The organism is Streptomyces sp. NPDC056486, from assembly GCF_042795295.1.
GTDB lineage: Bacteria > Actinomycetota > Actinomycetes > Streptomycetales > Streptomycetaceae > Streptomyces.
This window is the reverse complement of the sequence record NZ_JBHTSF010000053.1, coordinates 1-21,813: the sequence shown is the minus strand read 5'-3', so window position 1 is coordinate 21,813 and position 21,813 is coordinate 1. Positions and strand designations below refer to the sequence as shown.

23 protein-coding genes and 2 pseudogenes are annotated in these 21,813 nt (G+C 69.7%); 16 read left to right on the top strand and 9 right to left on the bottom strand.

Features of this window, described 5'->3' with window-relative positions:
• Positions 1–54: 54 nt before the first annotated feature.
• Entirely contained in the window at positions 55–1,158 is a 1,104-nt protein-coding gene (locus ACFQ7F_RS21850) for a serine hydrolase domain-containing protein (RefSeq protein WP_383272826.1), read from the bottom strand.
• A gap of 251 nt (positions 1,159–1,409) precedes the next feature.
• Positions 1,410–2,681 carry an alginate lyase family protein gene (locus ACFQ7F_RS21845; RefSeq protein WP_383272824.1) on the bottom strand — a complete coding sequence of 424 codons (1,272 nt, stop codon included), beginning with the start codon at positions 2,679–2,681 and terminating at the stop codon, positions 1,410–1,412.
• Between the two features lie 201 nt (positions 2,682–2,882).
• Here ACFQ7F_RS21845 and ACFQ7F_RS21840 point away from each other — a divergent pair, with 201 nt between their 5' ends.
• A complete protein-coding gene (locus ACFQ7F_RS21840) occupies positions 2,883–3,446 on the top strand; it encodes a DinB family protein (protein ID WP_383272822.1) in 564 nt (187 codons plus the stop codon).
• A gap of 109 nt (positions 3,447–3,555) precedes the next feature.
• Here ACFQ7F_RS21840 and ACFQ7F_RS21835 read toward each other — a convergent pair whose 3' ends face one another.
• Positions 3,556–4,137 carry a TetR/AcrR family transcriptional regulator gene (locus ACFQ7F_RS21835; RefSeq protein WP_383272820.1) on the bottom strand — a complete coding sequence of 194 codons (582 nt, stop codon included), beginning with the start codon at positions 4,135–4,137 and terminating at the stop codon, positions 3,556–3,558.
• 212 nt (positions 4,138–4,349) lie between these two features.
• Here ACFQ7F_RS21835 and ACFQ7F_RS21830 point away from each other — a divergent pair, with 212 nt between their 5' ends.
• Both ACFQ7F_RS21830 and ACFQ7F_RS21825 read left to right on the top strand, forming a co-directional pair.
• A complete protein-coding gene (locus ACFQ7F_RS21830; protein ID WP_383272818.1) occupies positions 4,350–5,525 on the top strand; it encodes an agmatine deiminase family protein in 1,176 nt (391 codons plus the stop codon).
• 186 nt (positions 5,526–5,711) lie between these two features.
• The gene (locus ACFQ7F_RS21825; RefSeq protein ID WP_383272816.1) at positions 5,712–7,220 is read left to right on the top strand and encodes a carotenoid oxygenase family protein; all 1,509 of its coding nucleotides are present in this window, start codon (positions 5,712–5,714) and stop codon (positions 7,218–7,220) included.
• An 80-nt stretch (positions 7,221–7,300) separates the two neighbouring features.
• Here the strand turns inward: ACFQ7F_RS21825 and ACFQ7F_RS21820 are convergent, their stop codons facing one another.
• Both ACFQ7F_RS21820 and ACFQ7F_RS21815 read right to left on the bottom strand, forming a co-directional pair.
• Entirely contained in the window at positions 7,301–8,374 is a 1,074-nt protein-coding gene (locus ACFQ7F_RS21820; RefSeq protein WP_383272814.1) for a S1 family peptidase, read from the bottom strand.
• 154 nt (positions 8,375–8,528) lie between these two features.
• Positions 8,529–9,503, bottom strand: coding sequence for a helix-turn-helix transcriptional regulator (locus ACFQ7F_RS21815; RefSeq protein WP_383272812.1), 975 nt, complete (start codon positions 9,501–9,503; stop codon positions 8,529–8,531).
• 62 nt (positions 9,504–9,565) lie between these two features.
• Here ACFQ7F_RS21815 and ACFQ7F_RS21810 point away from each other — a divergent pair, with 62 nt between their 5' ends.
• From ACFQ7F_RS21810 to ACFQ7F_RS21800, 3 genes are all read left to right on the top strand, one after another.
• Entirely contained in the window at positions 9,566–10,180 is a 615-nt protein-coding gene (locus tag ACFQ7F_RS21810; RefSeq protein WP_383272810.1) for a DinB family protein, read from the top strand.
• Complete coding sequence (locus tag ACFQ7F_RS21805) at positions 10,177–10,638, top strand: VOC family protein (RefSeq protein ID WP_383272808.1); 462 nt, start codon at positions 10,177–10,179, stop codon at positions 10,636–10,638. Before ACFQ7F_RS21810 ends, ACFQ7F_RS21805 begins: the two co-directional genes overlap by 4 nt.
• A gap of 125 nt (positions 10,639–10,763) precedes the next feature.
• A complete protein-coding gene (locus tag ACFQ7F_RS21800) occupies positions 10,764–10,955 on the top strand; it encodes a CsbD family protein (RefSeq protein ID WP_383272806.1) in 192 nt (63 codons plus the stop codon).
• Positions 10,956–11,034: 79 nt separating this feature from the next.
• Here ACFQ7F_RS21800 and ACFQ7F_RS21795 read toward each other — a convergent pair whose 3' ends face one another.
• Positions 11,035–11,811, bottom strand: coding sequence for a uracil-DNA glycosylase (locus ACFQ7F_RS21795; protein WP_383272804.1), 777 nt, complete (start codon positions 11,809–11,811; stop codon positions 11,035–11,037).
• 147 nt (positions 11,812–11,958) lie between these two features.
• Between ACFQ7F_RS21795 and ACFQ7F_RS21790 the strand changes: the two genes are divergently transcribed.
• The 4 genes from ACFQ7F_RS21790 to ACFQ7F_RS21775 all read left to right on the top strand — a co-directional run bounded on the left by ACFQ7F_RS21790 (position 11,959) and on the right by ACFQ7F_RS21775 (position 16,307).
• Entirely contained in the window at positions 11,959–13,500 is a 1,542-nt protein-coding gene (locus tag ACFQ7F_RS21790; protein ID WP_383272802.1) for a carboxylesterase/lipase family protein, read from the top strand.
• 164 nt (positions 13,501–13,664) lie between these two features.
• Complete coding sequence (locus tag ACFQ7F_RS21785; protein ID WP_351157943.1) at positions 13,665–13,733, top strand: putative leader peptide; 69 nt, start codon at positions 13,665–13,667, stop codon at positions 13,731–13,733.
• 189 nt (positions 13,734–13,922) lie between these two features.
• Entirely contained in the window at positions 13,923–15,047 is a 1,125-nt protein-coding gene (gene sfnG / locus ACFQ7F_RS21780) for a dimethylsulfone monooxygenase SfnG (protein WP_383272800.1), read from the top strand.
• Positions 15,048–15,089: 42 nt separating this feature from the next.
• Positions 15,090–16,307 carry an acyl-CoA dehydrogenase family protein gene (locus ACFQ7F_RS21775; RefSeq protein ID WP_383272798.1) on the top strand — a complete coding sequence of 406 codons (1,218 nt, stop codon included), beginning with the start codon at positions 15,090–15,092 and terminating at the stop codon, positions 16,305–16,307.
• Positions 16,308–16,351: 44 nt separating this feature from the next.
• On the opposite strand, the gene ACFQ7F_RS21770 is transcribed toward ACFQ7F_RS21775, so the two are convergent.
• Entirely contained in the window at positions 16,352–17,854 is a 1,503-nt protein-coding gene (locus ACFQ7F_RS21770; RefSeq protein WP_383272796.1) for a SulP family inorganic anion transporter, read from the bottom strand.
• 46 nt (positions 17,855–17,900) lie between these two features.
• On the opposite strand from ACFQ7F_RS21770, the pseudogene ACFQ7F_RS21765 reads away from it, so the two are divergent.
• Positions 17,901–18,074, top strand: a pseudogene (locus ACFQ7F_RS21765) (MerR family transcriptional regulator); the annotation flags it as partial.
• Positions 18,075–18,110: 36 nt separating this feature from the next.
• Here the strand turns inward: ACFQ7F_RS21765 and ACFQ7F_RS21760 are convergent.
• Positions 18,111–19,334 carry a 4-hydroxybenzoate 3-monooxygenase gene (locus tag ACFQ7F_RS21760; protein WP_383272794.1) on the bottom strand — a complete coding sequence of 408 codons (1,224 nt, stop codon included), beginning with the start codon at positions 19,332–19,334 and terminating at the stop codon, positions 18,111–18,113.
• A gap of 148 nt (positions 19,335–19,482) precedes the next feature.
• Between ACFQ7F_RS21760 and ACFQ7F_RS21755 the strand changes: the two genes are divergently transcribed.
• Both ACFQ7F_RS21755 and cpt read left to right on the top strand, forming a co-directional pair.
• Complete coding sequence (locus tag ACFQ7F_RS21755) at positions 19,483–19,950, top strand: hypothetical protein (RefSeq protein ID WP_383272792.1); 468 nt, start codon at positions 19,483–19,485, stop codon at positions 19,948–19,950.
• Positions 19,951–20,011: 61 nt separating this feature from the next.
• Positions 20,012–20,545 (top strand): chloramphenicol phosphotransferase CPT, encoded by a 534-nt coding sequence (gene cpt / locus ACFQ7F_RS21750; RefSeq protein ID WP_383272790.1) that lies wholly within the window; start codon positions 20,012–20,014, stop codon positions 20,543–20,545.
• Positions 20,546–20,568: 23 nt separating this feature from the next.
• Here the strand turns inward: cpt and ACFQ7F_RS21745 are convergent, their stop codons facing one another.
• The gene (locus ACFQ7F_RS21745; protein ID WP_383272788.1) at positions 20,569–20,703 is read right to left on the bottom strand and encodes an alpha/beta fold hydrolase; all 135 of its coding nucleotides are present in this window, start codon (positions 20,701–20,703) and stop codon (positions 20,569–20,571) included.
• Positions 20,704–20,913: 210 nt separating this feature from the next.
• Between ACFQ7F_RS21745 and ACFQ7F_RS21740 the strand changes: the two are divergent.
• The 3 genes and pseudogenes from ACFQ7F_RS21740 to ACFQ7F_RS21730 form a co-directional block, all read left to right on the top strand.
• Positions 20,914–21,042 (top strand): annotated as a pseudogene (locus tag ACFQ7F_RS21740) (hypothetical protein); the annotation flags it as partial.
• A 135-nt stretch (positions 21,043–21,177) separates the two neighbouring features.
• Positions 21,178–21,546 carry a hypothetical protein gene (locus ACFQ7F_RS21735; protein WP_383272870.1) on the top strand — a complete coding sequence of 123 codons (369 nt, stop codon included), beginning with the start codon at positions 21,178–21,180 and terminating at the stop codon, positions 21,544–21,546.
• A 134-nt stretch (positions 21,547–21,680) separates the two neighbouring features.
• Positions 21,681–21,809 carry an LPFR motif small protein gene (locus ACFQ7F_RS21730; RefSeq protein WP_383272786.1) on the top strand — a complete coding sequence of 43 codons (129 nt, stop codon included), beginning with the start codon at positions 21,681–21,683 and terminating at the stop codon, positions 21,807–21,809.
• Positions 21,810–21,813 lie beyond the last annotated feature (4 nt).

Here is a 21,813-nt window from a genome sequence, read left to right as displayed (position 1 = left end):
TCACGCGAGGTGCCGTTCTCACGGGGTGCGGTTCGCGCGGAGGTGCCGCTCAGCTCAGCGGCACAGGGCCTTGTCCACGACACGGTCGACGCGCTTCATGGTTGCCGGGTCGGTCGGCTGGACGGTCACCGCGATGTTGGCGGCGCGGCCGTCGGCGGTGACGCCGCCCCGGGTCTCGTATCCCGTGGTGCTACCGCCGTGGCCCCAGTAGACACCGCCGCACGACAGCGGTGTGCTCACGAGCCCGAGTCCGTAACGGGCGCCGGAGGCAAAGGGGGCTCCGGCCGGGACAGTTGTGCGCATCTCGGCGAGCTGGGCCGCCGGGAGCAGCCTGCCCGCGAGGAGTGCGGTGAAGAACCGGTTGAGGTCGGAGTTGGTGGAGATCATCTGCCCTGCCGCCCAGCCCCAGGAGGGGTCCAGTTCCGTGCCGTCGCGCAGAGGCGCGTCGGCCGAATCCTGGTAGTAGCCCTTGGGATGAGGCTCCCGGATGGTCACGTCACCCGGCGCGGGGAAATAGGTGTGGCGCAGACCTAGGGGCTTGATGATGCGCCGGTCCAGCTCCTCGGCGAGCGGACGGTGGGTGACCTTCTCGACGAGAAGACCGGCCAGCACGTAATTCGTGTTGCTGTACGCCCACTTCTCCCCGGGCTCGAAGTCGGCCTTGTGCTGGAGAGCGATGTCGAGCAGTTCGTGGGGTTCGTAGTGCCGGACGTCCTCGCCGAGATACTTGACGTAGTTGGGAAGTCCGCTGGTGTGCTGCAGGAGTTGACGGACTCTGATGTGGCGCCCGTCGATCCCGTCCCCACGCACGAGGCCCGGCAGATAGTCCTCGACCGGGGCGTCGAGGGCGATCTTCCCCTCGCCGACCAGTTGCAGCACGAGCACCGCGGTGAACGTCTTGGTGTTGCTGCCGATCCGCACCTGACCGTCCCTTGGCACCTTCGATCCTGTGGCCAGGTCACCGACCCCTGCGGTGTAGGTACGGGCACGGCCTTCACCGCCCTTGACGCTCGCAAGCGCTGCGGGTACTCCGTCGGAGCGCACCAGTGCGTCGAGGCCCTCCTGGACGGTGTCCGGCCTGGTGGAGGCGGACGCCACGGTCGGCGACAAGGCAGCCACCGTCATGACGCCCGCGACCACCCCGGCCGCGGCCGACACGGCGGCTCCGCGTCGGCCACCCTGCCGCCCGGGAGAAATGAACCTCTGCCATACCTGCTCACGCACTAGCCAACTCCTACGGAATCGTCGGGAACCCAGCGGCATTTGCCTGGCCCCAGCATTTCCGGATGTGGCACCCCTGATCGATCCTGCTAACCGCCCAGCTCAAGGTAGGGATAACCCCCGACACACCGGCCGACAGGAGAAGGCGGCGAGGGGCGACCCCTGGGCCGCCCCTCGCCATCCCCCGCTCAGCCCGCGATCGAGTCCAGCTGCTCGGCCGCCGGGCGCAGCGCCCACAGATCCCCGCCGGGCGGCGTCTCCAGCTTCGGGACCGCCTTGCGCGCGGCCGGGTGCCCTGCATCAGCCGCCGCGTGCACGATGTCGCTCGCCGCGAACCGGTGGAACTCCAGCTCGGGATGCGGCCACTGTGCCGCCCCCGTAGCCGCGGGCAGGAGATAGTCGACGGCCTTGAACAGGCTCTGCCCGTCGGGGCCTTGGTGGGCCCACAGGTCCACGCCCACATGCCGCCCGATCGCGGCGAGCCGGGTGTAGGCGACCAGGTCGAAGGTCGAGTAGTGCCAGCTCCGCGTCCGTGCGAGCTCCTGCGGCTGGCTGCCGTCGCCCGCGATCTGCGGGTCGATACGGCGGGCACGGGCGTCGAGGACGGTACGGCGGGCGAGGGCGGTGTCACCCGTGGCGTAGGCGAGAGCGGCGACCTGCATGTCGTAGAACGTGCCGTGATTGTTCTGCGCGGCGCCCTCCTGCTTGCCGAAGTCGCTGTCGACGAGCCAGCCGAGGAAGTCCTTGTTCCACTTCTCCATCGCGGAGCGGTCGCTCTTCGACCACCCGGGTGCGCCCGTGCCGAGGATCGCGATCGCGTCCACGACGCTCGTGTACGACTGCGAGAAGTCGATGATGCCGATGGCCCGGCCGTCGTACTTGCAGGGGATGAACTGCGCGTGGTTCAGGTTCGGGTTCATCTTCGTCGCCGGGTCGAGGAACCAAGTGCGCAGTACGGAGGCGGCCTTCTCGGCATAGCGCTTCTTGCCCGTGTAGTACCAGGCGAGCGTGAGGTCGTACGTCGAGTCGAAGACCTTCTCCACGTCCTGGCGGTCGGTCCCCGTGTCGACTTCGGGGTTGCGCTGCCCGTCGCGCTGTTCATATGGGCAACCCCACGGGTTGTCGGCCGTCGGTGTCTGGGTGGGCCACCAATAGGGCGCCTGGCTCAGATAGTCGTGCACGTCACCGCCGGGCGCGGGCTTCGGCTTGTCGACGACCGTCCAGGGTCCCTGGTCGATCCAGGCATCGGCGCGCTTCTGCAACTCCCTTACGGAGCGCTTGAGTTGGGGGTCGCCGCGGTCCAGAAGCAGCTTGGTCTCCTGGAGCCGTTTGCCGTCAAGCACAGCCGTGCGCGGGGCACTCTCGCGGGCGGTCGCGGTGGCGGTCGGCATCAAGGCGGAGGCGAGGGCCGCCGCCGCGGTGAGCAAGGCGCCGAACCGTATCCGGGATCTTGCGCGCATCACACACTCCAGTCACAGTCACAGTCACGGGTCGGTCATGGATATGAACAACGTTCGCCATGTGGACCGGGTGAGCGTAAGACCGCCGGGCCACTCAAGCAACGGGTGCGTATAGGACGACGCGTATAGGACGACCTCTGTCCTATACGGGCCCTAGCGTGGCTCCTGAACGGCGGAACAGAACACTGGAAGGCGGAGACCATGGCTGCGAACGAACCGACCACCACCCCCGACGACCTGACGGAGGGTCCGGCCGTCACCGGCGAGCGTGCCGAATGGCTGGAGACACTGGCCAAGCACCGGCACTTCCTGCGCTTCACCACCCGTGACCTCACCGACGAGCAGGCCGGTCTGCGAACCACCGCGAGCGAGCTGTGTCTCGGCGGTCTGATCAAGCACGTCACCGAGGTCGAGAAGATGTGGGCGGGTTTCATCCTGGGCGGCCCGTCGACGATGACCGACTTCACGGCCATCACCGAGGCCGACCGGGCCCGTCGGGCCGACGAATTCCGGCTGCTGCCCGGCGAGACGCTGGCGGGCGTGTTGGCCGACTACGCCGAAGTGGCCCGCCGGACCGACGAACTCATCGCCGGCCTGCCCGACTTGGACGCCACATGGCCGCTGCCGAAGGCCCCGTGGTTCGAGGCCGGTGCGCAGTGGTCGGTTCGCCGGGTGCTGATGCACATCGCCACCGAGACCGCCCAGCACTCCGGCCACGCCGACATCATCCGTGAGTCCATGGACGGCGCCACGAGCATGGCCTGAGTCGAATCCGCCCGAGAGGATCAGGTGCTACTTCTTGACTGACTTTTCAGTCAAGAAGTAGCAAGACCCCGACAGGATCCACGACAGGACCCGCGGTACGCGGTAGGTCCTACTTCCCCCGCAACAGCGCCAGCTCGGCGTCGATGGCGCCACGCAGCAGGTCGCGCGCGTGGCCGAGCTGCAGGCCGCCGCTGAGCCAGCGCATGCTGAGCCCTTCGAGCAGCGCGGTGAGCCGCTCACCGGACGCGGCAAGGGCGGGTGCCGGGGCCGTCGGCTGCACCTGGCCGAGGAGGGCCGCCACCTCCTGCACCCACGCCAGGGTCGCCCTGGCGAGATCGTCCCGCAGTACTTCGTCGAAGACGGCACTCGCCCGCAGCTCACCCCAGGCGGAGCTGTTCTCCCTGACCATCGGGGTGTCCTGCAGCTCCAGGAGGAGAATCTCCGCCAGTTCCTCGCGCGGAGCGAGCGGTCCGGCGTCCGACGCCTGGCCGGCGGTGTAGCGCTCGGCACGGTCGTTGATGAACTCCAGCGTCTGACGCAGGATCCCGGTGCGGTCCTTGAAGTGGTAGTAGATCAGCCCGGTCGAGACACCCGCCTCGGCGGCGAGCTCTTCGACGCGCAGGCCACGGACGCCGCGACGGGCGATGAGCCGTGCGGCCGCTTCGAGGATCTGAGTAGTGCGAGGCGCCATGGATCCGAACCCTATCGGGCCGTCCGCTGCCCGGTGATCTCGGGCGACCGGCAGAAATCGGCACCGCAGCGGGTGCATCTTTGACTGAATTTTCAGTCCATGGCAGAGTCGAGGCATCGAGCGGCTCCGTCCGCGCCGTGCTCGCCACGCTTGCAGAGCGTCCCGCCAGGCCGATGGACAGCTTGATCCCCTCACGATGATCGGAGTTCACCGTGTCCCCCCACTTCCCGTCGCTCCCGTCCCTCCCCTCCCGCCGCTCGGCCCTCCGCGCGATCGCCGGAATCGGCACTGCGGTCCTCGGAGCCTCGGCGTGCGGGACCGGCGACGAGCAGGCGCGGGCCGCGAGCACCGCCGGTGACCGGGACACGGCGGCCAAGGGGCTGCGCATGGGCGCCGAGTGGGAGAGCCACGCGCGCACCTTCATGTCGTGGCCCGCCCTGGAGTCGGTGTGGGAGGAGGACCTCCCCTACGTACGCAAGGACATCGCCCGCGTCGCCCGCACCATCGCGGAGTACGAGTACGTCGTGATGCTGGCCAGGCCGGATCAGCAGGACGCGGCCCAGAAGGCCTGCGGGCGCGACGTCGAGGTCATCCCGCTGGCCGTCGACGACATGTGGGCCCGCGACACCGTGCCGGTGTTCGTGGAGCAGGACGGCGACGTCGTCGGTGTCGACTTCAACTTCAACGGGTGGGGCGACAAGCAGGAGCACACCCACGACGCCCGGGTGGGCCGCACCCTCCTCTCGAAGTACGACATCCCCCGCAGGAAGGCGCCCCTGGTCGCCGAGGGCGGCTCCTTCGAGACCGACGGCGAGGGCACGCTCCTCATCACCGAGAGCTCGGTCGTCAACGACAACCGCAACCGCGGTAAGAGCCGCGATCAGGTCGAGGCCGAGCTCAAGCGGACCCTGGGCATCAAGAAGGTGATCTGGCTGGCAGGCGTGCGCGGTGAGGACATCACCGACGCTCATGTGGACAGCCTGGTCCGTTTCACCGCGCCCGGTGTGGTGCTCCTGGACCGGGCCTTCCCCGGTATGCCGGCCGACTCCTGGTCGCGCGCGGCGGACCAGGCGAAGGCCGTGCTCAGCAAGGCGAAGGACGCCAGGGGCCGGTCTTTCGAGATCGTCGATCTGCCCCAGCCCGACCTGGACAGGATCACCGGCGACGGCGACGACTTCGTGTCGACGTACGCCAATTTCTACGTCGCCAACGGCTCCGTGTTCATGCCCGAGTTCGGGGACCGGAAGGCAGACAACCGCGCCCGGAGCATTCTGCGGGAGCACTTCCCCAAGCGCGACGTCGTGCCGGTCCGGATCGACACCATCGCCTCCGGTGGCGGCGGTATCCACTGCTCCACGCACGACGAGCCCGGCAAGCCGGTCGACTGAACCCGGCCCCGCGCAGGCGCCGCCGTCGCCGATGCCGTCCCCGACTGATGGGTGGCATCAGCACCACCCCTGGCCCGGGCCCCAGACCTCCTGATCTGCGGCCTCCTTCGGCGCAGGCTTGTCCCCGTCACCAGCGAACAGTCCGGCGGTCCTCCGCCGGGCACCGAAGGCGAACGGGGAGACGGGATGACCAGTCATACGCGACGGAGGATTCTCCAAGGTGCGGCGCTCGCGGCGGCGGGCAGCGTGGTCGGGACCTACGGGCTCGGGCATGACGCCCCGGCAGCCCGAGCAGCGACGCGAACAGCGGCGGGCGGTGGTGCGAAGTCACTGCCGTTCCTGGAGGGCGCTTTCGCGCCGGTCACCGAGGAGTTGACCGCGTTCGACCTGAAGGTGACCGGCCGCGTGCCGCGCGACCTCGACGGCCGCTTCCTGCGCACGGGACCGAACGCGCTGGGCCTCGATGACCCGCGGGCGCACCACTGGATGCTGGGCGACGGCATGGTGCACGGGGTACGGCTGCGCGGCGGACGAGCCGAGTGGTACCGCAACCGCTGGGTGCGTTCCTCGCAGGTGGCGAAGAAGCTGGGCGAGACATATCCGGGCCGGGTACCGCCGGACGACTTCGCGTGCAACACGCATGTGATCCCGTACAAGGGACGGATCCTGGCGCTCCAGGAAAGCGGGCCGCTGCCGTACGAGCTGGACGGCGAACTCGGCACGGTGCGCCCGTACGACTTCCGCTCCACGCTGCGGGGTGCGTTCACCGCGCACACCAAGTACGACGCCGCGGCGGACGAGTTGCACGCGGTGGCGTACTACCCGACCTGGGACCACGTACGGCACATCATGATCGACGGGACCGGGCGCGTTGCCCGGTCCAGCAAGATCCCGGTGACGGACGCGCCGATGATGCACGACTTCGCCCTCACGCAGAAGTACGTGGTGATCGTGGACGTCCCGATCACGTTCGACGCGGCGGCTGCCGAGGCGGGCGCGAAGGTGCCGTACGTCTGGAACGGTCAACACCCCATGCGCGTAGGGATCATGCCGCGGGCCGGAGGCGCCACCCGCTGGTTCGAAATCGACCCGGTCTTCTACTCGCACACGCTGAACGCCTACGACCAGGGCGACACGGTGGTGATGGAGTACACCAGCATGCCCGCCCCCTTCTACGCGGCGGGCCGGGGCAACGGCGGCCCCTCCGCGCTCGGCGCGCCGACACTCGACCGCTGGACGATCGACCTGCGCGCAGGACGGGTCCGCAGCACCCGCATCGACGATCTGCCGCAGGAATTCCCCCGCGTCAACGAATCCCTGATCTCCCGTCGGCACCGCTTCGGGTACGCGGCGAGCGCGGCCGAGATGTGGCGCGCGTACGAGACGGTCGACGGGGTTGTGCCGGACGACAAGTTCACCAACTGCCTGCTCAAGCACGACATGTTGCGTGGCAGCAAGCAGGTGGTCCGCTTCCCGAAGGGCGCGGCGGCGAGCGAGCCGGTGTTCGTGCCGCGCCGGGGCGCGCGGGACGAGGACGACGGCTACGTCCTCTCCTACGTGCACGACCCCGACCGCGGCGCGACCGACCTGGTGATCCTCGCGGCACAGGACTTCACCGGCCACCCGCTGGCCCGCGTCCGCCTGCCGGGGCGGGTACCGCTCGGCTTCCACGGAAGCTGGGTGGCGGACGTGTAGCCCCGGATCGGAACTGTCTCCGGCTCTGATGCGCCGCGCCGGCCTTGGCCGCCGCCGGACGGCCGAGGCCGGCGCGAACCTCAGTTGCCGCCGGCTCCGATCTCGGCGCCGACCGCCGCAAGTGCGGTGGTCACTGGCTGGAAGAACGTCTCACCGCCCGCGGTGCAGTCGCCGCTGCCGCCCGAAGTGAGGCCGATCGCGCTCCCGTCATTGGTGAACAATGAGCCTCCGCTGTCTCCCGGTTCGGCACAGACATCGGTCTGGATGAGTCCGGTGACGGTCCCTTCCGCGTAGTTCACTGTGGCGTTGAGCCCGGTGACCACGCCGTCCTGGAGCCCGGTGGTGCTGCCCATGCGGGACACCTCAAGGCCGACCGCCGCTTCGGCGGCCTGCGCGATCTCCACGGTCTGGCCGTCGCCCGTGTTGACCGCGCTCGGGGCGTCGGCGGCCGGATCGTCGTAGGTGACAAGAGCGAAGTCGCCGTCCCCCGGGAACGTCGCGTCCTGGACCGTAGCGATGGCCGCGCCGCCCTGGGCATCCGACCAGCTCTCGGCTGCCACCCCGCAGTGCCCCGCGGTGAGGAAGCCGGGACTGCCGTCCTCGGTCGTCACGTTGAAGCCGAGCGAGCAGCGTGCGCCGCCGCCGAAGATGGCGTCACCGCCCGCGGCGAAGGGCTTGAACTCTCCCGCGGACTTCTGGATGCGGGCCATTCCTGTGCCGAGCGACTTGACGGTCGCCTCAAGCTTGTCCCACCGTTCACCGGTGACCGTGCGGTCGGCCGTGACCACGACCTGGTTGGTCCTGGGGTCTGTGGCCCACGCGGTTCCGGCCATGGTGGCCCGACTGGCCAACGTCTTCGCGGCGGCGCCGAGTTCACCCGTGCTGTTGTCGACGCTGCGCGCCACCGCTCCAGCTCTCTTCACCTGGACGTTCACCGCGTTGTCGTTGCCCACGACGTTGACGACGAGCTGCTGCTCACCCTCGTCGTAGAACGCCCCGCCGTAGGCGTCGCCGAGCTGCGAGGCCAACGGCTCGACCAGCTTCGTCGCCGATGCCGCGCTGAGCCTCTTGGCGGCGGACCCCGAATCGGTCTCGGTGCCGGATTGCGAAGCGTTGGCCTGCTGCAGCAGGACGGCCGTTGCGACCATGCCCATCGCCGCAGCACCTGCCAGAACGGCCTTTCGCCTGGGTATTCGCTTGTGCCTCAACTCGTCGCCTCCTGTGCGGATCCCGAATTCGACCGCCGACCGAAGCCGGGGGAATGTTCGGTTCTAGATACGGGAGAGACGAGAGTTGCGTTCAACCGCGTTACTGAGGCGGTGCGATCGTCGCTCCGGCCGACAGCAGTCTCTGCGCCAGTTCGCGACAGCGTTTCCCGAGTTCCGGAGGGTCGAGGACCTCGAAGTCGTGTCCCAGCAGGAGCACGTGCATCAGCACGGCGTCGAGGCGTTCGCCGCCACTGACCACCTCGCAGCGCTCGCTCCCCCGCTGTCGCACGACGGCCGCCGCCGCCGGAATCTGCGCGCGCACCGTGTCGGCCGACGCGTGCACGAGGAAGCGCGCCTGGTGCGGGTAGACCCGGCTCGCCACACCCTCCTGTACGTACGCCGCCGCGTCGGGCGCATCGCGCGGGCGAAAGCGCCAGGTCCGTGCGGACGCGTCGGTCATCCGGTCGACACGGAAGGTGCGCCAGTCCTCACGGTCGAGGTCGTAGGCGAGGAGGTACCAGCGCCGGTCGGAGGCGACCAGGCGGTAGGGCTCGACCCGCCGCCGTCGCACCTCGCTCCCGGACGGATAGTCGAAGCCCGCCTCGACCTCGTCGCGGCAGGCTCTGGCCAGCGTCATGAGCGCCCCGGGGTCGACGGGCGTACGGCCGCCGCCGAAGAACTCCACCGAGCCGGAGAGTGCGCGCACCTCGTGCCGCAGCCGGGCGGGCAGCACCTGGTCGAGCTTGGTCAGCGCCTGGAGAGCGGCGTCGCCGGCACCGGCGACCGCGCCGGCGAGCAGCGAGACCGCGGTGGCGATCGCCTCCTGATCGTCGAGCAGCAGCGGCGGCAGCTCCTGCCCCGGCCCGAGCCGGTATCCGCCGCCGACGCCCTGGCCCGCATGCACCGGATAGCCCAGCGTGCGCAGCCGTTCGACATCGCGCCGTACGGTGCGCGGCGTGACCCCGAGCCGGTCGGCGAGCTCGGGCCCTGTCCAGACCTGGCGCTGCTGCAGCAGCCCGAGCAGGGTGAGTACCCGCTCCGTCGTACCTCGTTCGTCACCGCGTGCCCCGGCCATGGCGGACACCCTGCCAGAGATAGCGGACCGATTCTGTCCGCCTGGGGTGTCAGGGTGGCCCCATGAACGCAGACGAACTCGACTGGAACCGGTCGCTGCGCGAGCAGTGGGAGATCCACTGGAACCATCAGCTCCGGGACCGGCTCGACGGCCTCACCGACGACGAGTACTTCTGGTCGCCAGTGCCGGACGCCTGGAGCGTGCGGCCGCGCGGCAGCTCGACGGCGCCCGTGCAGGTCGGCGCCGGGGATTTCGCGATCGACTTCGCCTTCCCGCAGCCGGTACCCGCGGCCTTCACCACGATCGCCTGGCGGCTCGGTCACGTCATCGTCGGTGTGCTCGCCGCGCGCAACGCCGCGCACTTCGGCGCGCCGGAGGCTTCGTACGAGAGCTGGGAGTACGCCGGGAGCGCGGCCACCGCGCTCGACCAGCTCGACGCTCAGCTCGATCTCTGGCTGGCAGGGGTACGCGGCCTCGGCGATGCCGGGCTCCGGGTCCCCATCGGTGAGAAGGAGCCCTTCCCCGAGGCGCCCATGGCCGATCTGGTGCTGCACATCCACCGCGAGCTGATCCACCATCTTTCCGAGGTCTGCCTGCTGCGCGACCTCTACCTGCACACGAGTCACGCGGATCCCGTGAATCCCGTGAATCCCGCCATGAACGGAGCAACCCGATGAGCCGCACCATCCAGATCACCTTCGACGCCCATGACCCGCGTGCGCTGTCGTCCTTCTGGCGCGACGCTCTGGACTACGTCATCCCCGGCCCGCCCGGCGTGGACCTGCCCGAGGGCGCCGACGCCCTTGCGGCGTGGGACGAGTTCCTCGCGCGCATCGGCGTACCGGAGGACCAGCGCAACTCGAGGTCGGCCGTCGAGGATCCGACCGGGCACGGCCCACGCGTGCTCTTCCAGCAGGTTCCGGAGGACAAGGTCGCCAAGAACCGCGTCCACCTCGACGTCCGTGCGGCTCCCGGGCTTGAGGGAGAGGAGCGGATGGCGGCCCTGGAGGCCGAGTGCGACCGACTCGTCGCGCTGGGAGCGAAGCGAGTACGCCGCGACGAGCCCGCGCCCCCGATGAGCTCCGGCTACATCGTGATGACCGACCCCGAGGGCAACGAGTTCTGCCTGGACTGACCTGGCCCCGCCGTGACCGTGCGTGACGGCTGGACGGGCGGGGTCCGCACCGGCGGCCTACGTTGATTGCAGAGGCCCACGCCATGTGTGTGACCGGTGGGCGCTGTAACGACAAAGGAGTTGTCATGGCTGACAAGGGCGGCATGGACAAGATGAAGGGCAAGGCCAAGGAAATGGGCGGCAAGGTCATGGGTGACCGTGACAAGCAGGCCGAGGGCAAGGGCGACCAGGCCAAGGGCGAGGTCAAGAAGGCCATGGGCGACGCGCGCGACCGCGCCCAGGGCGCGCGGGAGAACCTCAAGCCCGGCGACAGCTGACCAACTCCGCCGCGAGCTCCCGCACATCCGTGTGCGGGAGCTTCGGTCGTTCTGACGCGGGTGGTGGGTGCCTCGCCGGTTACTGAGGTGCGCCGTCCGGCGGTGCGTACGGTGAAATGCCCGCCTCGCCCGCCGCATCGCGCAGGACGTCCTTGAGCATGTCCGGGGTCAGCCGGCCCGTGAACGTATTGCGCTGGCTCACGTGGAAGCAGCCGTACAGGGTGACCGGACCCAGGCCCAGGCCCGGACCCGGACCGGAGTGCCCGGAGTGCCCGGAGTCCTCCGCACGCTCCAGCGTCACCCGCGTGCCGTGCGCGAACCGCGGCCGTGGCTTCGGCACGCTCCACCCCGCCGCCGTGAACGCGGGCAACGCCGCCTGCCATCCGAACGCCCCCAGAATCACCGCCGACCGAAGGCGCGGCCCAAGGAGTTCCAGCTCCCGCACGAGCCACGGCCTGCACATGTCCCGCTCCCCCGGGGTCGGCTTGTTCTCGGGCGGGGCACAGTGCACCGGTGACGTCACCCGTACCCCGCGCAGCGTCAGGCCGTCGTCCATGGACACCGCCAGCGGGCTCGACGCGAGGCCCAGCTCGTACATCGCCTTGTACAGGACGTCTCCGGAACGGTCGCCCGTGAACATCCGGCCCGTCCGGTTACCGCCGTGCGCCGCGGGCGCGAGCCCGATGACGAGCATCGACGCATCCGCCGGTCCGAACCCGGGTACCGGCCTGGCCCAGTACGTCCAGTCCATGTAGGCAGCCCGTTTGACCCGCCCCACTTCCTCCCGCCAGGCGACAAGCCGGGGGCACGCGGCACACCCCGAGATACGCGCGTCCAGCTCGGACAGCGAATTCATGCGGGCCACACTAGATCGTGCCGATGCCTGTCGTGCCCATCCGTAAATGGCTGGCGCGGCATCCTGATACGGCGAGATGCTCCCCTGTGTCCGGGGCCGCGCGAAGCCTTGTGATCGCGTTCCCGCCCGACCGGAGAGGGAGTTGTGATGACCGTAGCCGCGTCGGAGCCGTCCGGGGCCGAGCCCGTGGTCCGCCTGGTGGCCGGAGCCCTGCGCGGCACCCGGGAGGCAGGGATGGCGGTCTTCCGTGGCGTCCCGTTCGCCGAGCCGCCGGTCGGCCCGCTGCGTTTCGCCGCGCCGCGGCCGGTACGGGGATGGGGCGGGGTCCGGACGGCACAGTCGTACGGACCGCCGCCCCCTCAGGGCGGTCACTTCGGCATGGACGCGCTGGCGGCGGACGTGGTGGGCGACGAATGGCTGACGGTCAACGTCTGGTCGCCCGAGCCTGGGCCAGGCGCAGGGCTGCCGGTGATGGTGTGGCTCCAAGGCGGCGCGTACACGATCGGCATGTCCGGTCTCCCCGAGTACGACGGCGGCCGTCTCGCGCGCGAGGGCGGCGTCGTCCTGGTGACGTTCAACTACCGTGTGGGGCTTGAGGGTTTCGGGCAGATCGAGGGGGCGCCGGCCAACCGGGGGCTGCTCGACCAGGTGGCCGCTCTGGAGTGGGTGCGGGACAACATCCGGGCCTTCGGCGGCGATCCCGATCGTGTCACGGTCTTCGGCCAGTCGGCGGGTGGCGGATCGGTCGCCGCGCTCCTCGCGATGCCGAGTGCGGCCGGGCTCTTCGGACGGGCCGTCGCGCAGAGTGTGCAGGGCACGTTCTTCTCGCCCGAACTCGCCGCCGACATCGCCTCCGCCTGCGCCGCCGAGCTGGGGCTCAGGCCCACGGTGGCCGACCTGTCCACCGTGGACCCGGCCCTGCTGTCCGCCGCCGGTGATGCGGTCGGCGCCAAGACGGTCCAGTGGGCGGGGCGTTGGGGCCAGGTGGCGCACAGGTCGATCATGTTCTCGCCGGTCGTCGAGGGCGATGCGCTGCCGGTCACTCCCTGGCAGGCGCTTGCCGACGGCGCCGGCCGCGGCATCGAGCTCCTCGTCGGCCATACCCGCCACGAAACGCGGCTGCTCACCGCCCTCGACGGCCTGCTCGGCCAGGTGACGCAGGAGCAGGCGGCGACCGCCCTGGACGTCTTCGGCCCGGGGCAGGACGGCGCACGCCGCTACCGCGACGGTTTTCCGGCCGCGGGCCCGGACGAGCTGCATGAACTGGTGCTCTCCGACTCGCTGTTCCGCATGCCGAGCCTTCACCTCGCCCAGGCCCAGACCGCCGCCGGCGGCCGCGCCCACGTCTACGAGCTGACCTGGCACGCCCCTGGCATGGACGGTGTCCTCGGCGCCTGCCACGGCCTCGACGTGCCGCTCGTCTTCGGCAACCTCGACCGCGGCCAGCCTGCCGCGCTGATCGGCGAGGGCCCGCCCCCGGAGGCAGAAGCGCTGTCCGCCCGCATGCGCGCCGCGTGGACGGCGTTCGCCGCGCACGGCGATCCCGGCTGGCCCGCGTACGACGCCGGGCAACGCCTTGTGCAGCTCTTCGACACGCGACCGGCTGTCACCGCGTATCCGGAAGAGTCATCCCGCCGGATCTGGCAGAACCACGACTTCCCTGTCCTGCCGCTGATCGGGGGCCAGTGAAAAGAGACCGGTGAAGAGAGACCGGTGAAAGGGATGCCCTATCAGCCCCTCGTCAATGCCGAATCGACCCCGGGCGGTGTCCCTCGCTAACGTGTGAACGGACCGGCATCTTCCCGTCGTCCGATGTGCGGGATCCGGCCTTGTCCAGCGAGGAGTTGATCGATATGCGCAGGCTCACCCAACGCCGCCACATCGACCTCGGACGTCTCGCCGGCGCCTTCTGTCGCCGCTGACCTCCGGCCTCTTCCGCTCGGCCCCTCCTTTCATTGATCCGCCGAAGGCGCGTCCGCACATGTCCGCACGTCCGCGGACTCTTCCGTCGTGCGTGATCGACGCCGCGTGACGCACACCCTCTGATCAACGCGTCCCGTCGCGCGCCTCGGCATGCCCGAAACCTCCCCAAACCCCCTTAGGAGTGCCCTATGTCATCCGTGCCACCATCCGCCCCCGCACCCTCCCCCACCGAACCCGCGCGCTTCGCGTACTGGGTGCCCAACGTCAGCGGTGGCCTCGTCACCAGCAAGATCGAGCAGCGCACCGACTGGGGCTACGACTACAACCGCGAACTGGCCGTCCTCGCCGAGAACAACGGCTTCGACTACGCCCTCAGCCAGGTGCGCTACATGGCCAGCTACGGCGCCGAGTTCCAGCACGAGTCGACCAGCTTCAGCCTCGCCCTGCTGCTCGCCACAGAGCGCCTGAAGGTGATCGCCGCCGTCCATCCGGGCCTGTGGCACCCGGGGGTGCTCGCCAAGCTCGGCGCGACCGCCGACCATCTGTCGGGCGGGCGGTTCGCCGTCAACGTGGTCAGCGGCTGGTTCAAGGACGAGTTCACCGCGCTCGGCGAGCCCTGGCTCGAGCACGACGAGCGCTACCGCCGCTCGGAGGAGTTCATCCGGGCGCTGCGCGACATCTGGACCAAGGACCACGCCGAACTGGCCGGTGATTTCTACCGGATCCGCGACTTCTCCCTCAAGCCCAAGCCCCTCAACACCCCCGAGCGCCCGCACCCGGAGATCTTTCAGGGCGGCAACTCCACGGCCGCCCGCGCGATGGCGGGCCGCGTGTCCGACTGGTACTTCTCCAACGGCAAGGACTTCGACGGCGTCACCGAGCAGATCAAGGACGTACGTTCCTCGGCTGCGGCCGCCGGACGCACCGCGCCCCGCTTCGGCCTCAACGGCTTCCTCATCGCCCGTGACACCGAGGCAGAGGCCCGCGAGACGCTCCGCGAGATCGTCGCCAGGGCCGATTCCGATGCGGTGGAGGGCTTCGGCGCCGCCGTGAAGCAGGCAGGACGGTCCGCCACCGACGGCAAGGGCATGTGGCAGGACTCCTCCTTCGAGGACCTCGTCCAGTACAACGACGGGTTCCGTACGGGTCTTATCGGCACCCCGGAACAGATCGCGGAACGCATCGTCGCCTACAAGCGCCTCGGCGTGGATCTCTTCCTCCTGGGGTTCCTGCACTACCTGGAGGAGGTCGAGTACTTCGGCAAGAAGGTGCTCCCGATCGTCCGTGAACTCGAGGCCTCCGCCGCGCACTGACACACCCTTCCCCAGCCCCAACTCCCGTAGAGAGGCAGCAATATGAGCACCGTCGCACCCGCCGACTGGCAGACCCTCCCCACGCCCGAGGACTCCCGGGCCTGGATCGACCGCGCCTCCGAGGTCGCGGCCGTACTGGCCACCGACGCCGTCGCCCGTGACAAGGCAGGTGAAACCCCTTACGCCGAGGTCCAGTTGCTCAAGGACGCCGGTCTGGTCACGCTGCTCGGCCCGGCCGAGCACGGCGGAGCGGGTCAGGACTGGCCGACGGCCTACCGCGTCGTGCGCGAGGTCGCCAAGGCCGACGGCTCGATCGGTCAGCTGCTCGGCTACCACTACCTGTGGAACTGGGCCGCACGCCTGGTCGGCACCCGCGAGCAGTGGGAGCACGTCGAAGCCACGGCCGCCCGTGAGAGGTGGTTCTTCGGCGGCGCGGTCAACCCGCGTGACCACGACGTCGTGGTCACGGAGGACGGCGACGACCTCGTCTTCACCGGCCGCAAGACCTTCTCCACCGGCAGCAAGGTCTCGGACGTCACCGTGCTCGAAGGCGTTCTGGACGGCACGGACAAGCATGTCTTCGCCATCGTGCCCTCCGACAGCGAGGGCCTGACCTTCCACGACGACTGGGACAACATCGGCCAGCGGCTCACCGAGAGCGGCGGCGTGACGCTCGACGGCGTACGCACACCATGGGCGTCGGCCGCCGGATACGTCGACAAGGAGTTCACGCCGCGCGTCTACAACACGCTCAACGTCCCCACCATTCAGCTGGTCTTCGTCAGCTTCTACCTCGGCATCGCCGCCGGTGCCCTGGAGACCGCCGCCGCCTACACCACGGCCAAGTCCCGTCCCTGGCTGCACGGCGGCCACGACACGGCCGTCGATGAGCCGTACGTCATCGACATCTACGGCGATCTCACCGCCAAGCTGTGGGCCGTCGAGGCACTGGCCGACGCCGTCGCCCTGGAGGGCCAGGCGCTGCACGACGAGCCGGACGCGGTCACCGAGCAGTCCCGTGGGGCGTTCGAGGTGCGGGTCGCGGCGGTGAAGGCGCGGGCCACGGAGGTCGCGCTGGAGATCACCAACCAGGTCTTCGAGGTCACCGGCGCCCGCGCCACCGCGTCCGCCGAAGGACTCGACCGGTTCTGGCGCAACGTACGCACCCACACCCTGCACGATCCCGTCGCCTACAAGCGCCGCGAGGTCGGCCGTCACGTCCTGACCGGTGAACTCCCGGAGCCCACTTGGTATTCGTGACTCTCGGCAGTGCCCATCGGCGGTGACCCTCGGCACGAGGACGGTCAGTGGCCGGTGAGTTCGCCGCTGAGCTTCTCGTGAATCCGGGCGCTCGGCATGTTCAGGCCGATGATCTCCACCGTCTTGCCGCGCTGGGCGTACTTGGTCCCTATCGCGTCCAGGGCGGCGACGGAGGAGGCGTCCCAGATATGGGCGGCCGTCAGATCGATGACGACCTTGTCGGGGTCTCCGGCGTAGTCGAACCGTCCGACGAGGTCGTTGGCCGAGGCGAAGAACAGCGCGCCCGTGACGGAGTAGGTCACCTTGCCGTCGTGATGGTCAGGGACGGCGGTCATCTCGGCGTGGTGGGCGACACGCTTGGCGAAGATGACCATCGCCGTGACCGAGCCTGCGACCACGCCCACGGCGAGGTTGTGCGTGGCGACCACGCACGCCACGGTGACGACCATGACCGTGATCTCGCCTGCGGGCATCCGCTTCAGTGTCTTCGGCGCGATGGAGTGCCAGTCGAAGGTCGCGAAGCAGACCATCACCATCACGGCGACCAGGGCGGCCATCGGAATGTCGGAGACGACGGGCCCGAAGGCGATGCACAGGACCATCAGGAAGGCGCCCGCGAGGAAGGTGGACAGGCGGGTGCGGGCCCCGGACACCTTTACGTTGATCATCGTCTGGCCGATCATGGCGCAGCCGCCCATGCCGCCGAAGAAGCCGGTGACGATGTTGGCGATGCCCTGGCCGATGGACTCACGCGTCTTGGAGGAGCGGGTGTCGGTGATGTCGTCCACGAGTTTGGCGGTCATCAGGGACTCCATCAGGCCGACCAGCGCCATGGCGAGCGCGTAGGGCGCGACGGTCGTCAACGTGTCCATGGTGAACGGCACATCGGGCAGGCCGGGCACCGGCAGGGAGGACGGCAGTTCACCCTTGTCGCCGACGGTCGGCACCGCGATCCCGGCGGCGACCGTGATCGCGGTGAGGATCACGATGGACACGAGCGGGGCCGGGACCACCTTGGTGACCTTCGGGAAGAACACCATGAGGGCAAGACCGGCCGCGAGCAGCGGGTAGACGGGCCAGGGCACGTCGTGCATCTCGGGGACCTGCGCCATGAAGATCAGGATGGCGAGGGAGTTCACGAAGCCGACCATCACGCTGCGGGGCACGAACCGCATCAGCTTGGCGACGCCGAGCGCGCCGAGGGCGATCTGGAAGACACCTGCCAGGATCACGGCGGCGACGAGATACCCGAAGCCGTGCTCGCGGTTCAGAGGCGCGATGACCAGGGCCACGGCGCCGGTCGCCGCCGAGATCATCGCGCGGCGGCCGCCGACGACGGAGATGGTCACGGCCATCGTGAAGGACGCGAACAGGCCGATCGCCGGGTCGACCCCGGCGATGATGGAGAAGGAGATCGCCTCGGGGATCAGCGCGAGCGCGACCACGAGACCGGCGAGCACCTCGGTGCGCCAGACCTTCGGGTCGGACAGCCAGCCGGGGCGCAGGTCACGCAGCCGGGCGGCAAAGGGCGATGCGGACGGGGGCAAGAGAGGTACCTGTCGTGCTCGGGCAGCGCCTGGCATCACCCGGGGCGTGCGGAAAGAGGGGCGGCCCTACCCTAACGTCACGGTCGCCGCACGGACCGAGCTGTCGTTGCGCACCATCCGGCACTATCAGGACACCGGCCTGGTCATCCCCTCCGCCCGCTCGCAGGGCGGATTCCGCCTGTACACCGAGGCCGATGTCGCCCGGCTGATGGTCGTCCGCCACCACGCTGCTTGAGCACCTCCCCGGCTCCGGGCGTCAATCGCCCGTGCCCTTCCCGATGTAGATCTCCGCGAAGGCCGCCGCGGCCGCCGGCGAGCCGAGAATCCTGCGCAGCCTGGCAGCCGCGGCGCCCGCTTTGAACGGGACACCCGACGACGGCCCGTGCAGCAGTTCCGAGAGCCACTGGGAGAACTCCTGGTACTGCCACACCTGCGGCAGGCAGGCCTCCGAGTAGCCGCTCAGGTCGCTGTCGTCCCCTTCCGCGCAGTAGGCGACGAGTGCGTCACCGAGCAGCAGCGCGTCGTGCAGCGCCAGGTTCATGCCCTTCGCGGCGATCGGAGCGACGAGGTGGGCGGCGTCGCCCGCGAGGTACAGCCGCCCGTAGGACATGGGCTCCACGACGTAGTTGTGCATGTCGAGGACGCGCTTCTCGATCAGTCGCCCCTCGGTGAGCGGCGGCGCCCCCGCCACCGACAGACGGGTGTGCAGCTCGGACCAGACACGCTCGTGGGACCAGTTCTCGGGGTCGTCGCCGGGCGGGCACTCGAGGTAGTAGCGGGTGACCTCGGGGCTACGGGCCATGTGGGCCGCGAAGCCGCGCGGATGGATACCGAAGACGACGCAGTCCGATGACGGCGGCGCCTCGGCGAGGAGAGCGAGCCAGCCGATGCCGTAGTCGTGCCGGGCGACGGTGGCCCGCTCCGTCCCCAAGTACGTACGCGTCACACCGCGCGCCCCGTCGCAGCCCGCGACGGCGTCGCAGTCGACGCGTATGCGCTCTCCCGTCGCCGGGTCCGTGTACGACACCGCGGGGTGGTCCGTGTCGATGTCGTGCAGTTCCACGTCGCGTACGCCGAAACGGATGTCGCCGCCCGCGCGGTCGGCGTAGGCGCGCACCAGGTCCGTCACCAGCAGCGGCTGGGGGTAGACGAAGTGACGGTTCCCCGACAGCTCGCCGTAGGCGAACCGGTGGCGCTCCCCCGCCCATCGGAACTCGCATTCCCCGTGTGTCTGCGCGTGCGAGAGGAGCCGGTCGGCGAGCCCCCGCTCTTCCAGGGCACGCACCGCCCACTCCTCGATGAAGCCCGCGCGGGGCCGCTGTTCGATGAACTCTCTGCTCTCCGTCTCCAGGACCACGCAGTCGACGGAGGCGGCACGCAGGATGTTGGCGACGGTGAGCCCCGCCGGTCCGGCTCCGACGACGACGATGCGAGTGCGCCGTCGCGGCGCGGAGGGCTTGGGAGTTGAGGCGAGGTCCATCCGAGAATTATGACGGGGACACGACGAGAGGAGAGACCACCCCCGACGGGGCGGAAGCCCACGGATGTGGTGCGACAATCTGCCCTGGACCACACCCTGTGCCCGGTCTCCGGCGCATGCGTCGGTCCCGTTGCGGGAGGCGCCGGTCATGGACGTCCCCGGGGCATCGGCGCCCCGGCGGACCGGCGGTGGGGAGGAGTCGACGGTGGTGGAGTGGCGATACATCGCCAAGGGTGTGCGGGTTGTTCCCGAGCCTGTGGCCACGCCTTACATATGGACGGGCGCGTACGCGGGCGCCTTCGCGCTGGTGACCGTGCTCGATCTGCTCGGTGCGCTCGACCGCACGGGGCTCGCGCTCGCGGCTCTCTCGGTGCTTGCCGCACTGCTCGGAGTGCGGGGCCGTTTCGTCGCGGCACCGGGGACGGCCCTGTTGTGCTGGATGCTGCTGAACTTCTTCGCCGCCCACCCCATCGGGGAGATCTCCTGGGCAGGGCACCGGGATCCCGAGTGGATGGGCTGTCTGTTGGCCGCGGCTCTCATCGGCACGACGGCGGGCCGCGTCCTTCACGCACGCGCCGCGTACCGCCGCATCAGCCCGTTCGACGGCACGGGCTGACTCCGGCCCAAGGCACGGCAATTCGTTTCCCGTGGCGCGGTGCTGCTTCTACTGTGGCGCGGTGACGACTCAAGTGATCATCCTCAACGGCGGTTCCAGCTCCGGGAAGTCCGGCATCGCGCGGTGTCTGCAAGCGGTTCTTCCTGACCCGTGGCTGACCTTCGGATGCGACACGCTCGTCGAGGCGATGCCCGCGTCCATGCGGAGCGCGTCGGAGGGATTCGAGGTCGCCGCGGACGGCGGGGTGAGTGTCGGCCCGGAGTTCAGGACGCTGGAGGCGGCGTGGATCGAAGGGGTCGCGACGATGGCCCGCGCCGGCGCACGGGTCATCGTGGACGAGGTCTTCCTGGGCGGCCCGGCGTCGCAGGAGCGGTGGCGGAAGTCCCTCGGCGATCTGCCGGTGCTGTGGGTCGGCGTCCGCTGTGACAGCACGGTCGCCGCGGGCCGGGAGACGGCGCGGGGCGACCGTGTCGCCGGGATGGCCGCCTCCCAGGCGGAAGTGGTCCACCACGGCGTGCGCTACGACATGGAGGTGGACACGACGGCCACCGAGTCCCTGGAGTGCGCACGAGCCATCGCCGCCCGCGCCGCCTGAGCAAGGGCCCCAGGGCACAGGCCCTAGCCCTGTTGCCGACGGTACGGGGCCAGGAACTCGGTCAGCGCGGACAGCATCGCCTCCGGTGCCTCTTCGGCGGGGTAGTGGCCGCACTCGTCGAGGACGAGACTCTCCACGTCGTCGGCGGCGAGCTTCATCGTCTCGCCGACCGAAGCGCCCAGGTTCTCCGCTCCCCCGATCGCCAGGACGGGCAGGGTAAGGCGTCGAGTGCCGCGCTTCTGGTTCTGCGCGATGGTCGTGTCGAGTGCGCGGTAGAACTCGAAGCTGGAGCGCAGGGCCTCCGGGTCGGCGGCGAGGATGTCGACGTAGTGCCGGACGGCGTGATCGGGCAGCGCCTTCGCGGCGACATGAAACAGGAGGTGCGCGCCGTGGCAGGACGGAAACAGTTCGACACCGGCGCGGCCCTTGACCAGGCCATGCGGGTGTTCTGGCAGCGCGGGTACGCGGACGCGTCGCTCGATGCGCTCGGCTCCGCCACCGGCCTCGGCCGTGGCTCCCTCTACGGCGCCTTCGGCAACAAGGACGCCCTCTTCGGTCAGTGCCTCGACCGCTACGCGTCGATCTACGGCGCCCGGTACGAGCAGGCGCTCGCGGCGCACCCCGGTGATCCGGTGCGCGCCGTCGAGGCGTTCTTCGATGTCGTCCTGGGCCGTATCGCCGACCCGTCGGTCCCCGTCGGATGTCTCATCGCCCAGTCCGCCGCGCAGTCACTGACCCTGAAGGAAGGGAACAGCGCTCAGGTGCGCGGCCTGCTCGACACGCAGCACCGGCGGGTGCGGGCGGCGCTTGCGGACTCATCGGCCGACGCCGGGACGCTCGACGAGCTCGCCACGTTCGTCGTCGCCGTCAACCAGTCGCTGGCCGTACTGAGCCGCGCCGGCACTCCGGACGCCGAGCTGCGCTCCGTGACCCGGCTCGCCTGCACCACGGTGGCGGACACGCTCGACCGGGCGACAACCGAGGAAAGCACACAAGGCTGAGCGCAGCCAATCTTTGAATTCGATCGAGCAGAATCCGTTTTTACGATCTCTCGCGGGGCAACCGGGTGTACGAGGCCATGCGGCGACGCACGGCAATTCATCACTATCGAGCCACGGCTCTAAGGAGGCCCCACATGTTGAAGGCCATCGCAGATGTTCTCCGAGCCATTGGTGGAGCCATCGCCACGGTTGTCACCCTGCCGTTCCGCGCCGTCGCACGGCTCTTCGGCGGCGCTTCGGACAGCGCCCACGGCCGCCACTGAGAGT

Bases quoted from the DNA above. Each gene is read 5' to 3' on its own strand.
- ACFQ7F_RS21805 (WP_383272808.1), top strand. From the start codon at position 10,177: ATGAGCCGCACCATCCAGATCACCTTCGACGCCCATGACCCGCGTGCG.
- ACFQ7F_RS21840 (WP_383272822.1), top strand. From the start codon at position 2,883: ATGGCTGCGAACGAACCGACCACCACCCCCGACGACCTGACGGAGGGT.
- ACFQ7F_RS21730 (WP_383272786.1), top strand. From the start codon at position 21,681: ATGTTGAAGGCCATCGCAGATGTTCTCCGAGCCATTGGTGGAGCCATC.
- ACFQ7F_RS21810 (WP_383272810.1), top strand. From the start codon at position 9,566: ATGAACGCAGACGAACTCGACTGGAACCGGTCGCTGCGCGAGCAGTGG.
- ACFQ7F_RS21795 (WP_383272804.1), bottom strand. From the start codon at position 11,811: ATGAATTCGCTGTCCGAGCTGGACGCGCGTATCTCGGGGTGTGCCGCG.
- ACFQ7F_RS21835 (WP_383272820.1), bottom strand. From the start codon at position 4,137: ATGGCGCCTCGCACTACTCAGATCCTCGAAGCGGCCGCACGGCTCATC.
- ACFQ7F_RS21820 (WP_383272814.1), bottom strand. From the start codon at position 8,374: ATGGGCATGGTCGCAACGGCCGTCCTGCTGCAGCAGGCCAACGCTTCG.
- ACFQ7F_RS21825 (WP_383272816.1), top strand. From the start codon at position 5,712: ATGACCAGTCATACGCGACGGAGGATTCTCCAAGGTGCGGCGCTCGCG.
- ACFQ7F_RS21760 (WP_383272794.1), bottom strand. From the start codon at position 19,334: ATGGACCTCGCCTCAACTCCCAAGCCCTCCGCGCCGCGACGGCGCACT.
- ACFQ7F_RS21845 (WP_383272824.1), bottom strand. From the start codon at position 2,681: ATGCGCGCAAGATCCCGGATACGGTTCGGCGCCTTGCTCACCGCGGCG.
- ACFQ7F_RS21800 (WP_383272806.1), top strand. From the start codon at position 10,764: ATGGCTGACAAGGGCGGCATGGACAAGATGAAGGGCAAGGCCAAGGAA.
- ACFQ7F_RS21815 (WP_383272812.1), bottom strand. From the start codon at position 9,503: ATGGCCGGGGCACGCGGTGACGAACGAGGTACGACGGAGCGGGTACTC.
- ACFQ7F_RS21790 (WP_383272802.1), top strand. From the start codon at position 11,959: ATGACCGTAGCCGCGTCGGAGCCGTCCGGGGCCGAGCCCGTGGTCCGC.
- ACFQ7F_RS21755 (WP_383272792.1), top strand. From the start codon at position 19,483: ATGGACGTCCCCGGGGCATCGGCGCCCCGGCGGACCGGCGGTGGGGAG.
- sfnG (WP_383272800.1), top strand. From the start codon at position 13,923: ATGTCATCCGTGCCACCATCCGCCCCCGCACCCTCCCCCACCGAACCC.
- ACFQ7F_RS21775 (WP_383272798.1), top strand. From the start codon at position 15,090: ATGAGCACCGTCGCACCCGCCGACTGGCAGACCCTCCCCACGCCCGAG.
- ACFQ7F_RS21745 (WP_383272788.1), bottom strand. From the start codon at position 20,703: ATGAAGCTCGCCGCCGACGACGTGGAGAGTCTCGTCCTCGACGAGTGC.